Genomic DNA, 14,607 nt, shown 5'->3' on the forward strand with positions numbered 1-14,607 from the left:
TTCAAAATGTCACAATTCATAAATAATAGGTGAGTTATTATGGTGATTCCATTGACAAAGGGTGACTATTTTACTAAAATTGACTTAAATTACTAATACTAAACAATCATTTTTAGGTAGGTGAGGCACTATGGAGTCTGTATTTAATACAAATACCGAAGAATTATTATATAAAGTTAAAACTGCAATCTTCAATGAGTCATTGGGTAGCGATATAGCACTTCAGGAAAAGCTAGATGATGCCTTTTTTAAAATGGAACTCATGGACTATGCAGTGAATGAAACGATGATAATAGCGGTAACCAATAAGGTAGGACAAATATTATTCGTGAATGACCGCTTCTGCCAGATTACAGGATACTGTAAAGAAGAACTAATAGGAAATACACATAGAATTATTAACTCGAAAACTCATCCTGAAGCTTTCTTTAAAAACATGTGGTCTACTATTCTAAATGGACATACATGGACAGGTGAAATATGTAATAGACGTAAGAATGGCGAATTATATTGGGTGAAAACGTATATAATACCTGTTGAAAATAACGGATATGATACCTATTTTCTAAGTATCCGCACTGATATTACTATAGAAAAAGAAAAGGAAATATTATTGCAGTCCAAACTACTTTCTTCCTTTGAAACTGTGGCACACCATATAAACAATCTTGTCTTCAAAGTGGAAAAAGATAGTGAAAATAATTATGGTTTTTCATTGTTGACCGGAAAATTAGCCTCAGAGTTTTTAGCAAAGAAAGGTCTACAAACGATTCAACCTAGCATTAATTCCATAAAAAATAAAATATTAATTCCTATTTATAATATGAATACATACATCTCAGAAGAGATGACAGATCGATTATTATTTCATCTAAAAAAAGTTATTACTGGTGAGGAAGTTTCTTATAAGGAATGGTTAGATGATAGATGTATACATATTACAATCTCTCCTGTTGAAACAAATGGAACAATAAGTGGCGCGATTGGTATTGGAAACGATATTACGGAACTTGAGTCGGCAAGGACTAAATTGACTGAGCTTGCCTACCGCGATCATTTGACAAATACGTTTAATACTGCGGCTTTAGAAAAAGATATTGTACAAGTGATAAACGAAAACACACCCTTTAGTTTTCTATATATTGATTTGGACAGATTTAAAAACATTAATGATTCCCTTGGTCATTTTACTGGTGATTCCCTCTTGAAGTTAGTAACGGCTAGGATTAAGGACTTTTACAACACTACAGGGGAGTTATATCGCATTGGTGGGGATGAATTTGTTGTACTTATTAAGGGGCAAGTGGAAAGAACTAAAATGCTTGAAAACGCAAAGCTACTTATTCAAAAGGTAGAAGAACCTTTTAATATAGAAGAAATGGAAATTCATATATCTTGTTCGATTGGAATAGCGTCCTTTCCACTACATGGATCTAGTTATAAAGAAATTCACCGAGCGGCTGATTTAGCATTAAATATTTCAAAGGAAAATGGTAAACGAAATGCGGTGCTGTTTGATTTGAAACATATGGAGGGCTATGTCAACAAAGTAAGCTTAGAAAGTGATATACGTAGCGGATTGGACAAGCATGAATTTTATCTTGTCTATCAACCAAAAGTCAATTTAAAAAGAGGAACGATTGAAGGCTATGAAGCACTGATACGTTGGAATAAAAAAGGAAAAGAAATTATTCCTCCAAATGATTTCATACCTTTCGCAGAAGAAACGGGGCTCATTATCTCAATTGGTAAATATGTTTTAGAAGAAGCATGTAGACAAGCTGCACTGTGGATTAAACAAGGGGTCCCTTTTAAAACTATTTCCGTTAATATAAGTCCTATAGAGCTAGAGCAAAATGATTTCTTAGCAAATGTACATACAATTCTAGAAAAAACAGGTTTACCTCCTCATTATTTAGAAATTGAGTTGACTGAAAATGTTTTGATGAAAAATATGGAAAGATTGTTGAAAATATTACATGATCTTGAATCAATGGGTATTAAACTTGCAATGGACGATTTCGGTTCTGGTTTTTCTAATTTCCGATATTTGAGTGAGTTACCGATTCATACATTGAAAATTGACCGTAGTTTGACAAGCCAAGTATTAATAGGTAGAGATGCAGTAATTGTATCCTCTATTATTAAAATTGGTCATAGCCTTGGTCTCGAAGTAGTAGCAGAAGGAGTAGAGACAGCGGAGGTCATTGAGTTTTTAAGAGAAAATGACTGTCATACTGTCCAAGGATATTATTTCTCTAAACCTTTAGAGGTCTATCAAGTACCTCACTTTGTGCTGGCAAATTAAATAAAAAAGTGGATTTACTCTTTCGTCTAGTCTATGACAACAGATAAGTAGTATTACTTTATCTAATGATAATCTAGAACCTTAAAGTGAATCCGCTTTTTTAGTTGTTGAAATAGTATCCTAATTAGGTGTATCTGATTATATAAGATTTTGTTAAGATAAGACTAAGGTAGTGAAAGGGGATAAAAAAGTGTCATATACATTTGAAGCAAAAGAAACGGTAGCATTATTAAAGCAATTAGTAGAAATTCCTAGTCCGTCTGGTTATACAAAAGAGATTATGGACTTTATGGAAAATATTTTAAAGCAACTGCAAGTGAATTATATTCGGACAAATAAAGGTGCATTAATCGCTACTATAAAAGGAACAGATGATACAAAACATCGACTTTTAACAGCCCATACAGACACATTAGGTGCGATGGTAAAAGAAGTGAAAGGTAGCGGAAGATTAAAACTTACGATGGTAGGCGGCTTTAATTGGAATGCTGTGGAAGGTGAGTACTGTACTATTCATACAGCAGATGGCAAAAAAATTAGAGGTACTATTTTAATGCATCAAACAACTGTGCATGTATATAAGAATGCCAGTGGTTTACCTAGGGATGAGCAAAATATCGAAGTTCGTATAGATGAAAAAGTATTAACGGCTGAAGATACACGTAAATTAGGTGTAGAGGTTGGAGATTTTGTTTCATTTGACCCTCGATTTGAAGAAACTGAAAATGGTTTTATCAAATCTCGCCATCTCGATGACAAAGCGAGTACAGCATTACTACTGCAATTAGTCAAAACCATTCAAGATACAGACATGACATTACCTCATACAACACATTTCTATATTTCTAATAATGAGGAGATCGGATATGGTGGTAACTCTAATGTGCCGGCTGAAACAGTGGAATATTTGGCTGTTGATATGGGTGCTATCGGAGATGGTCAATCGTCTGATGAGTATACCGTGTCTATTTGTGCAAAGGATTCTTCAGGACCTTACAATTACGAGCTAACTCGACGATTAGTAGAATTGGCTAAAAATGAAAATATTGAATATAAGTTAGATATTTATCCTTACTATGGATCTGACGCATCGGCGGCTATTCGTGCAGGATATGATGTGAAGCATGCACTACTGGGACCTGGTATTGAAGCATCTCATGCATACGAGCGTACACATATTGATTCGTTGGAAAATACAGCAAAACTTTTATATAGTTACGTAAATACAAAAATGTCTTAAGAGTCCTGCTTATTTAAGCTTAGCGCCTAACCTGCCAGATTCAATTTCGAATATAGGTTAAAGGTATACTGTACCTTTAACCAATTTTTGAAGTGATTTCTAGGTCGAAATTGGCGCTTTCGCTTTTTTTATCAAACTTCAACGTCATGCTCCATGAGTGATAACATATGGTTCGATAAAGAGGAAAATGATTTTTGCTGCGGTGTTTCCAATGATTTTCAGAGTAAACATAAGCACTTACACTTTTTTTACTTGTTTTTTGCTCCCTAAATCCATATGATAAGAAAGTGAAATAAGAAGGAGATATAACAGAATGGATATAAAATTACAAGATGAAATATTGAAAAGAAGAACCTTTGCAATTATTTCCCATCCCGATGCTGGTAAAACGACTATTACGGAAAAGCTTTTGTACTTTGGTGGAGCTATTCGTGATGCAGGTACAGTTAAAGGGAAAAAATCCGGGAAATTTGCAACGTCTGACTGGATGGAAATCGAAAAGCAACGTGGAATTTCGGTAACATCATCCGTTATGCAATTTGACTATAATAATTGTCGTATAAATATATTGGATACACCTGGACATCAGGACTTTAGTGAAGATACGTACCGTACACTAATGGCTGTTGATAGTGCAGTTATGATAGTCGATGCTGCAAAAGGTATTGAAGCTCAAACGTTAAAACTATTTAAAGTTTGTCGTATGAGAGGAATTCCTATTTTTACGTTTATAAACAAACTTGACCGTCAAGGGAAAGAACCACTTGAACTTATGGAAGAGTTGGAAGAGGTTCTAGGTATTCAATCATATGCCATGAACTGGCCAATAGGTATGGGAAAAGAATTTTTAGGGATTTATGATCGTTTTAATGGACGGATTGAACAATTCCGTACGGATGAATCAGAGAGATTTCTTCCTATAGATGAGAATGGAGAACTTGCCGTAGATCATTCGATGAAAGCAACTTCTTATTACACTCAAGCAATGGAAGATATTATGCTGCTAAATGAAGCAGGTAATGATTTTGATGAGGAAAAAGTACTTGCAGGTGATTTAACACCAGTATTCTTTGGTAGTGCTTTAACAAATTTCGGGGTTCAAACATTTTTGGAGACTTATTTACAGTTTGCTCCAACCCCTCAACCACGCATGACTGAAAAAGAGGAAGAAGTAAATCCACTAAATGAAGATTTTTCTGGGTTTATCTTTAAAATTCAAGCAAATATGAATCCAGCTCATCGTGACCGTATTGCTTTTGTGCGAATTGTCTCTGGTAAATTTGAGCGTGGAATGACCGTGACTTTGGCTCGAACGGGGAAAACCTTCAAAGTGACACAATCTACACAATTTTTAGCAGATGACCGTGAAACAGTTGAAACAGCAGTTGCGGGAGATATTATTGGGCTATACGATGTGGGGAACTATCAAATAGGGGATACCGTTGTCGGAGGTAAAAAAGCATTTACGTATGAAAAGCTACCTCAATTTACACCGGAATTATTTGTGAAAGTAACTGCTAAAAACGTACTTAAGTCGAAGCATTTCCATAAAGGAATCCAACAGTTAGTGCAAGAAGGAGCAATCCAATACTATAAGACACTTCATACAGAAGAAGTTATTTTAGGTGCAGTTGGACAGCTTCAATTTGAAGTGTTTGAGCATCGTATGAATAACGAATACAATGTCGATGTTCGAATGGAATCGATTGGCTCAAAAGTAGCCCGATGGATTGAAAATGAGGAAGATGTAAAGGAATCGATGACAGGTCCACGCTCGATGCTTGTCCGAGATCGATATGATAATTATGTATTCCTGTTTGAAAATGAGTTCGCTACTCGTTGGTTCCAGGACAAATACGAGCATATTAAACTTTATAATTTACTTTAATCTCCAAGAGGTTGCCTATCAGGTGACCTCTTTCTTTTGTAATAATGGAAATTGTTTTACTAGCGGTCGAGAGCCAAATACTAGTGCTTCCAGTGGTTATACCTCTCGGAGCTCTATATATTATTGCTGTCATACTAGACTAAGCGTTCTCGAGGCACAATACCTTTCCAAGTGAAATTTTTATCCGAAAAAAGCGTGTAATAGCGTTCAATCTCATGAGGGCTTTTATTTACATGTGATAAAAATTTGAACTCTTCTTCTGTAGAGCATATGATATAAATAGCACAATAAGAAGGTGGTCCCCCGAAAATGAAAATTAGTGACTTTTCTATAAAAAGACCCGTATTTACAATTGTTATAATGTTCTTAATCATAATTCTGGGCGGGGTTTCATTTTTTAAAATACCTGTTACGTTAATACCAGATTTAAATCCACCAATCGCAGTAGTTGTTACAAATTATCAAGGGGCAAGCCCAGTTGAGGTAGATGAGAAAATTACGAAGCCTTTGGAAGCTTCACTTAGCACTTTGCCAGGAATTGAGTCTGTAAATAGTACTTCGCAAGAAGGGGCAAATTTCATCTTGCTAGAATTTGATTGGTCTACGGATATGGATGCCATTCAAATGGATGTTATGCAGCGTATCGATATTATTCCTCTCCCTGATGGAGCAGACAAACCACGATTCCTTAAATTTGACCCTGCCCAATTCCCGGTTATTCAACTTGCACTGAATGCGGAGAATTCTGAAACTGATATTCAGCTAATAGCTAAGCAATTAGAGAAAGAACTGTTAAGAACTGAAGGAGTTGCAAGTGTTAATATATCTGGTTCTTTAGTGGAAGAAGTGCAGATTTTACTGGATCAAGAGAAATTAAAAGCTAAAGGACTTACACAGTCAGATATTGTACAAGTCATTCAAGTAAATAATATTTCCCTTCCAGGTAATCCCGTTGAAACAAACGAGGATAAATCACTTACTACTCGTATCATTAGTACACTAACGTCTGTAGATGATATTAAAAACTTAGTTGTCACAGTTAACCCGTTAGATGGGACGGCAGTTACAATTGCCGATGTAGCAACGGTAGATTTAACAAAGGCAGAACAGTTTTCGGAAACTAGAGCCAACGATGCACCGGCTGTTTTACTATCAGTTTTCCAAGAATCTAGTGCTAATACAGCTAATGTCTCCACATCTTTTCAAGAAGCATTAGATAAGCAATTGGAGAAAAAGGCGTTTCAAAATGTAAATGCCAATATACTTTTTGACCAAGGGGACTATGTAAAAATTGCCATTAATAATATTGGAACTACTCTTATAACGGGTGGATTACTGGCAATGGTTATATTATTTATATTCTTAAAGGGCATAAGAAGTCCTATTATAGTTGGGGTTGCCATTCCGTATTCCGTTATTGTAACGTTTGTTCTTATGTATTTTGCTGGTTTTTCTCTAAATATTATGACGTTAGGGGCATTAGCTCTTGGTATAGGGATGCTTGTGGATAACTCCATTGTTGTTATTGAGAATATTGAACGACATTTAGGTTTAGGAAAAACACCAAAAGAAGCTGCTAGTATTGGAACGAAGGAGGTAGCAGGTGCTATAACTGCTTCCACTTTGACTACAATAGCTGTGTTTGTTCCAGTTCTCTTTTTATCTGGTCTAATTGGACAGATATTCACAGAATTTGCGCTTACGATATCTTTCAGCTTGTTTGCATCATTAGTAGTAGCCATTACTGTTATTCCGATGATGGCAAGTAAATTATTGAAAAAGCCAAAAGGAAATATAGAGGCTAGAAGAAGGAGGTCGAAAACGTATAGTAATTTTGAACGATCGATTAAGTGGACTTTAGGTCATCGTGCCATGATATTAATAATTACTGTGATTCTTTTAGTAGTTTCGACTATCGGCTTATTCCGCGTTGGGACAGAGTTTTTACCCGCAACAGATGAAGGATTTGTTACTATTGCGGTAGATCTAGAAAAGGGCTCTTCTTTTGCAGCTACTGATAAAGTAGTCAAGAAAGTAGAAAAGATTCTTAAAAAAGAAGAGGATATCGAGGTTTATGTCAGCTTTGTTGGAGGCAGTCAAGAAGGACAGTCTAGAGGAAGTGCAAATTCTAATACAGCAGAAATTTCTGTGAAATTAAAAGCATTAGAGGATAGAAATCGTTCTGTTTTCACTTTTGTAGATGAAGTGCAACCTAAGGTGGTAAAAGCTGTAGGAGCTGATGCAGAGATAAATTTCAATGTCCAAACTGCTTCAGGTTCTTCTCCGAATGTTGTGTCATTTACTGTGTCGTCTAACGATAAGAAAAAATTAGACACAGCAGTGAATCAATTACAGCAAGATTTAACCAGCTTAGATGGAGTTGTCCAAGTTACAAATGATTTAACTACTAAAGTAGAAGAAGTTCAGATAAATGTCATTCGTGAGAATGCTATAGATTATGGAATTGCTCCTGCGCAAATAGCCCAGACAGTAAATAATATGACGAGAGGGGTATTAACTTCTCAAATTATTGATGAAAATGATCAAGTTTTAGGTGTGTATGTAAAGTTTGATGAAAAGTATAGAAGTAATCTAGAGCAGTTGAAGAAATTGCAATTACGTACTCCTTCTGGTCAGTACATTGCTCTGGAAGAAATTGCGACAATTGATATAGCAGAAGGACCTGTAGCCATTCGAAGTGTCGATCAAGCTAGTGCAATCTCATTTTCAGTAAAATATGAGTCGGCGTATTCGCTAGGTGAAATGTCAGATTTAATCGATGAGATTATTCAGGAACAGAAATTTACAGAGGATATTGCCGTATCTTTTGGAGGCGATCGAGAATTATTAGATAACTCCAAGAATGATATGATATTAGCGGTAATACTTGCTGTAGTATTGGTGTTTATAGTGATGGCAGCACAGTTTGAATCATTCAAATATCCTTTTGTAATTATGTTCACTGTTCCACTCGTGGTGATAGGTATTTTCATTGGACTATTTACGACTAATTTACCAATAAGTATTTCTGCTATAATAGGAATTTTAATACTAGTGGGAATTGTTGTAAACAATGGAATTGTGTTGGTCGATTATATTAACCAACGTAAAAGTGATGGTATGTCCTCATATGATGCAATTATTACATCTGTACGTGATCGTGTACGTCCAATACTGATGACAGCATTGACGACAATATTAGGCTTAGTACCATTAGCTTTAGGAATTGGGGAAGGTACCGAGATTAATCAGCCAATGGCAATCACAGTAATAGGGGGATTAATAAGCTCCACTTTCCTCACACTATACGTAGTTCCGGTCATCTATAGTCTATTTGATAAAGAAACTAGAAGGAAACATCCAAATATTCTGTAAAATAGAGAAAAGAGTCTTCAGTTGGAGACTCTTTTTTTGTATACTGTAAAAAAGGGGTGTTTTTATTGTCGTCAGCATTAATAACAGGATTTCCAGGCTTTTTGGCAAAGAATATTATTAAAGAGTTAAGAAAGCAGGATGCTTATTCCAAAATATATGTACTTGTACTCCCTTCACAAACTGGTTTAGCGGAGAAAATGATTGCTGAAATTTATCAAGATCAACACCATTCTCAAACTATTGAAATAATAGAAGGAGACATAACTCTACCGGATGCGGGGATTATTACGAATACACTTGAAAAGTTACGAGACGAAGTCGAATATATTTGGCATCTTGCCGCTATATATGATTTAGCTGTCCCTAAGGAAATTGCATGGAAAGTAAATGTTCACGGTACAGAAATGTTTAATAGAGTAGTTACACAGTTCTCTAAACTAAAGCGATATACATATTTTAGTACGGCTTATGTTGCAGGTTTGAGAGAAGGGAAATTATTAGAAACAGAATTAATTCGTCCAGCAGGATTTAAAAACCATTACGAAGAAACAAAATATGAGGCTGAATTACTTGTTGAAAAGTTAAAGGAAACAATACCCGTTACAATTATTCGACCGGGAATAGTAAGAGGCCACTCAGAAACTGGAGAAACGATTAAATTTGATGGTCCATACTTCTTTGTAAATATGATTTCTAATCTAAGAAAGCTTCCTTTTCTCCCGTATTTAGGTAAATCCACTGCATGTATAAACGTAGTTCCAAGTGATTACATAACGAAAGCAGCCATCTATTGTTCACATAGCGAAGAAGCCATTGGTAAAACGCTTCATTTAACTGATCCCAATCCTTATCCAGTGGAAGAGGTATATAGAGCATTCGTAAAAGAACTTACAGGAAAGTATCCTAAAGGAAGGCTCCCGCTACCAATTGCGAAAACCGCAGTTGCTTTGTCTCCAGTTCGGAAATTCTTACAAGTTGAAAAAGAAACATTAGATTATCTAACATGGAATGCCACATTTGATACGACAAATGCTGAAAGTATTCTTACCAAAGGAGATATTACATGTCCAGACTTCATTCAAACGGTACCGACAATGATAGCATTCTATAATAAGCATAAGAATGACACTTCTTTTCATATTCCGATAAAGTGAACTTGAGCCCTCATTTATTTAAGACGTTTTAGCAGATTAAAAGTGATAATCATACGAATCGTTAATGTAGCATATAGTAGTTATTAGTTTACAAGAGGAAGAATAATGGTATAATTAGAACATAATTAAATAAACTTTTGACTAACGTCAAAGGGGAGTAGCTATAGGGAAACCTATTTCATAGTCGTCATTACGTGGTTATGCCACCGGTTATGATAGCAATTATAATATTTTTGCTTAGCAAGACCTTTGCCTTTTTAAGGCATGGGTCTTTTTATATGCAAAAAAGGAGGATTTTTTTATGGACACGGCAATATTATTGGAATACGGTTGGGTGTTATTAGTTCTAGTTGGTTTAGAAGGATTATTAGCAGCCGATAATGCAGTCGTAATGGCTGTAATGGTAAAACATTTACCGAAGGCGCAACAGAAAAAAGCATTGTTTTACGGTTTACTAGGTGCTTTTGTATTTAGATTTTTAGCGTTATTCATGATTACTTTCTTGGTGAATATTTGGCAGGTTCAAGCATTAGGAGCGGCATACTTGTTATTCATATCTATAAAACATATTTATGATCAACGTAAAAGCCCTGGACCACATATAGATGTGGAAGGAATGGAGCCTAAAAAAGGATCCGGTTTCTGGATGACTGTATTAAAAGTAGAGCTTGCAGATATAGCATTTGCTATTGACTCTATGCTAGCTGCAGTTGCAATAGCAGTAACATTACCATATTGGGGAACTTATGAAATTGGTGGTATTAATGGAGGGCAATTCGCAGTTATGTTCCTAGGCGGAATCATTGGTCTAATAATTATGCGATTTGCTGCACATAAATTCGTACAATTACTAGAGAAGATGCCTACATTAGAAACAGCTGCATTCTTAATCGTAGGATGGGTTGGGGTTAAACTTACTGTTATGACTTTATCACATCCAAACGTTGGCGTGTTAGATGAGCATTTCCCACATTCTACTCCATGGAAGTTAACTTTCTGGATCGTATTACTTGCGATTGCTATTGGTGGATACCTTTTAGGTGTTGCAAAACAGAAAAAAGAAGCAAAATAATTAGAGTAAAAGCGTAAAAAGATAGTTTTAGCTATCTTTTTACGCTTTTTTTTTTTACAATGAGATAATGATTACTCGAAATGTTGAAAGGAAATAAAATAATGAAGCAGCCACAACTTAAAAAGAGATTAAAATTTACACCTGCTCAAGTAATTGTTACGTATTATTTTATTGCTATAGCTATTTCAGTAGTTCTTCTTTCTCTTCCAGGAGTGCATAAACCTGGTGTAGAAGTCGCATTCATTGATAGTTTGTTCACGGCAGTGAGCGCAGTCTCTGTTACTGGTTTGACTGCAGTCAGTATTTTGGATACATATAGTGTCTTTGGTTATTTCATGATTATTCTTATTTTACAACTTGGTGGAATTGGGATTATGTCACTAGGGACGTTTGTCTGGTTAATAGCTGGGAAGAAGATTGGTTTACGTGAAAGGCAGTTAATAATGGTTGATCACAATCAATCTAACTTATCAGGCGTCGTTCATCTAATAAAAGAGATTGTTAAAATTCTCTTGCTTGTCCAAACTATTGGCGCAGCGCTATTAACTGTCTATTTTACACAGTATTTTGATACGATAAAACAGGCAGCAATTCATGGAATATTCACATCTGTATCCGCAACAACTAATGCTGGGTTTGATATTACTGGGCAATCATTATATGCATATCATAATGATTATTTTGTTCAAACGATTACAGGAATATTAATCGTTTTTGGAGCGATAGGTTTTCCAGTTTTAATTGAGGTAAAAGAGTTTTTATCGAACAAAAATAAGAATTTCCGCTTTTCTTTGTTTACGAAGTTAACGACTATTACATATGGAGCATTGTTGCTATTTGGAACTGTTATGATTTTTATATTAGAATTTTTTAATTCATTTAAAAGTATGCCGTGGCACGAGAAGTTTTTTACTGCATTTTTTCATTCAATTTCCACGCGGTCAGCAGGACTAACGACGATAGACGTTACTATATTTAGCGAAGGTACCAATTTTTTGATGAGTGTTTTAATGTTCATTGGTGCTTCACCTAGTTCTGTTGGAGGCGGAATTCGTACTACAACTTTCGCTATTGCGCTTCTATTTTTAATCCATTTTTCAAGGGGCAAAGAGAATATCCAAATTTTTGGTCGGGAGATTCACTTAATAGATGTGTATCGCTCGTATGCTGTTATTATTCTAGCTTTAGTAATGGTTTTCACTGCTACCATACTTCTGACTGTAACGGAGCCTGGAGTTCCAATTTCCTCCTTAATATTTGAAATTACTTCTGCTTTTGGAACTTGTGGTATGAGTCTAGGTATTACAGGGGATTTGTCGAATATTGGAAAGGTTATTATTATGATTCTGATGTTCATAGGTAGAGTTGGATTAATCTCCTTCTTATTCACATTAGGTGGTAAGCATAACAAAACAAAATATCGTTATCCGAAAGAACGTGTAATTATTGGGTGAATGAAAAAACGAGCTATTCCTTTAAGGATAGCTCGTTTCAGACTGTAGACAAACTCAAATTTAGGTGTATAGAGTTGAATATTAAACTCGGCAAGGCCCACCACTTCGCTTTCCGTGGGCTTGGCTTCAGCCTCCTCGTCACTACGTTCCTGCGGGGTCTTCAGCTCAAGCTATTCCCACTGGAGTCTTCGTGGTGGACCTTGCCTTATAAAACAGTTCCAATAGAGTAATCAATATCTTACTTTTAATAAGAAGAATAAACATCCTTAGGAACATTTATAACTATTCATAACCGTTTATAAAAATACCTTTGTCGTCAAACTGAGCTATTCCTTTACGGATAGCTCGTTTTACTTTTTGAAATTAGAAAGGCTGTAAATTATTTGTGCACAAATGATAAGTGAGGAAACTCTGATTTACCAAAGGTAGTTAGTAGATATCCTTCTTTTTCTTCAATAGATCCTTGCATAAATGCATCTACATCAATAGAAACTGGTGTGATGAAAGTTTGTTTGTATAATTCTCTTTCATTCAGCTGAAGCGTTGTAAAGGACTCCCCAGCAAGCTCTGGGTTATCTAGCAATAATTTATACATCTTGGATTGTTCTTCCTTACTAAGGTCATTATTCCACCAAGGCTTACGAGGTTGAAACTTTTGGTTAGATAAATAATCTAATTTCATGACACTTCGAATAGTAGGCAATGATATATGATTTAGTCCTTCCAAGAACGTATAAAGTCTAGTATATAAATCCTCCAATTGATGACCGATTCTAGACCAGTTACGCTCTTCCCAGAATGTACCGAACTGTTGGAAGAAATCGAAAGGAGATTCAAATACATGTTCGAATAAATACTCTAATGTGCGGTCCATCCGGTGAGCATTCCAATACTTCTCCAGAACATCTTCTACTTGTTTAATACGCAAAATATCATCGAAGGTTAACACATTATTTGAAAATATTTCATATGGGGCTTGGTCTACATAAACGTAGCCATATTTCTGAGCTTCAACTCTTAATCCAGTTCCACGAAGTAATTTTAGAAAACCTAACTGAAGTTCTTCCGGACGCATTTCGAAGACTTCATTAAAAGTATTTCTAAATGAAGAATAATCTTCTTCTGGAAGACCTGCGATCAAATCTAAATGTTGGGCAATCTTTCCACCACTTTTAACCATAGTTACAGTACGTTTTAGCTTTTCAAAGTTCTGGCGACGTTGTACAAGTTCATTTGTTAAATCATTTGTAGATTGAACACCTATTTCAAAACGGAATAATCCTGCTGGAGCATTGTCGTTTAAAAATTGAATTACTTCAGGACGCATTATATCTGCAGTTATTTCGAATTGAAAAACAACTCCCGGTTGATGTTCGTCAATTAAAAATTGGAACATTTCCATCGCATAACTTCGACTAATATTAAATGTTCGATCCACAAATTTAATGATTCTTGCACCATTTTCCATCAAATAACGAATATCCTCTTTGACTTTGTCGCGGTTAAAATATCGAACCCCAACCTCTATAGAAGATAAGCAAAATTGACAAGAGAAGGGGCATCCTCTACTTGTTTCTACATAGACAATACGTTTCGACAAATCAGGTAGATCTTCTACAAAACGATAGGGGGAGGGAGATAATCTTAAATCGAGTTTTGGAGGTAGCGGATTAAGTATAAATTTGTCATCTCGAACATAAGCTAAACCAGGAACATCTTTTATAGTTTGTTTATCTGCTAAATAATTTAGTAAATCTTTAAAGGACTGTTCTCCTTCACCGACAACTACGTAATCTATTTCTCTAATTTGTCGAAGCCAGACATTAGTATCATAAGAAACTTCAGGACCACCTAAAACGACAACAACAGATGGGTCCACAGTTTTTAGCATTTTAATAACTTTTATTGTTTCTTCAATGTTCCAAATATAACAGCTAAAACCAACTACATTAGGCTTCTTTTGATAAAGGTCTGCCACAATATTAAACGTTGGATCTTTAATGGTATATTCAACTATTAAGGGGTGATACTCGGGTTCAGCATATGCTTTTAAACAGCGTAGTGCCAAGTTTGTATGTATAAACTTAGCATTCAATGTAGTTAATATAATATTCAT

The 14,607-nt window shown here is 35.4% G+C and carries 8 protein-coding genes; 7 read left to right on the forward strand and 1 reads right to left on the reverse strand.

Going from position 1 to position 14,607, the window contains the following annotated elements; genetic code table 11:
- The first annotated feature begins 130 nt into the window (after positions 1–130).
- From MHI40_RS05135 to MHI40_RS05165, 7 genes are all read left to right on the forward strand, one after another.
- Complete coding sequence (locus tag MHI40_RS05135) at positions 131–2,308, forward strand: sensor domain-containing protein (RefSeq protein ID WP_340761801.1); 2,178 nt, start codon at positions 131–133, stop codon at positions 2,306–2,308.
- 190 nt (positions 2,309–2,498) lie between these two features.
- A complete protein-coding gene (locus MHI40_RS05140; RefSeq protein ID WP_340761802.1) occupies positions 2,499–3,548 on the forward strand; it encodes a M42 family metallopeptidase in 1,050 nt (349 codons plus the stop codon).
- A gap of 313 nt (positions 3,549–3,861) precedes the next feature.
- A complete protein-coding gene (locus MHI40_RS05145) occupies positions 3,862–5,436 on the forward strand; it encodes a peptide chain release factor 3 (RefSeq protein WP_093535526.1) in 1,575 nt (524 codons plus the stop codon).
- Between the two features lie 309 nt (positions 5,437–5,745).
- The gene (locus MHI40_RS05150) at positions 5,746–8,811 is read left to right on the forward strand and encodes an efflux RND transporter permease subunit (protein WP_340761803.1); all 3,066 of its coding nucleotides are present in this window, start codon (positions 5,746–5,748) and stop codon (positions 8,809–8,811) included.
- A gap of 65 nt (positions 8,812–8,876) precedes the next feature.
- A complete protein-coding gene (locus tag MHI40_RS05155) occupies positions 8,877–9,965 on the forward strand; it encodes an SDR family oxidoreductase (RefSeq protein ID WP_340761804.1) in 1,089 nt (362 codons plus the stop codon).
- A gap of 301 nt (positions 9,966–10,266) precedes the next feature.
- Positions 10,267–11,037, forward strand: coding sequence for a TerC family protein (locus tag MHI40_RS05160; RefSeq protein ID WP_093535520.1), 771 nt, complete (start codon positions 10,267–10,269; stop codon positions 11,035–11,037).
- A 101-nt stretch (positions 11,038–11,138) separates the two neighbouring features.
- A complete protein-coding gene (locus MHI40_RS05165; RefSeq protein WP_340761805.1) occupies positions 11,139–12,491 on the forward strand; it encodes a TrkH family potassium uptake protein in 1,353 nt (450 codons plus the stop codon).
- Positions 12,492–12,870: 379 nt separating this feature from the next.
- Here MHI40_RS05165 and MHI40_RS05170 read toward each other — a convergent pair whose 3' ends face one another.
- On the reverse strand, positions 12,871–14,607 hold the full coding sequence (locus tag MHI40_RS05170) for a B12-binding domain-containing radical SAM protein (protein WP_340761806.1): 1,737 nt from the start codon (positions 14,605–14,607) through the stop codon (positions 12,871–12,873).

The sequence above is a fragment of the Psychrobacillus sp. FSL H8-0510 genome, from assembly GCF_038008345.1.
Lineage (GTDB): Bacteria > Bacillota > Bacilli > Bacillales_A > Planococcaceae > Psychrobacillus > Psychrobacillus psychrotolerans.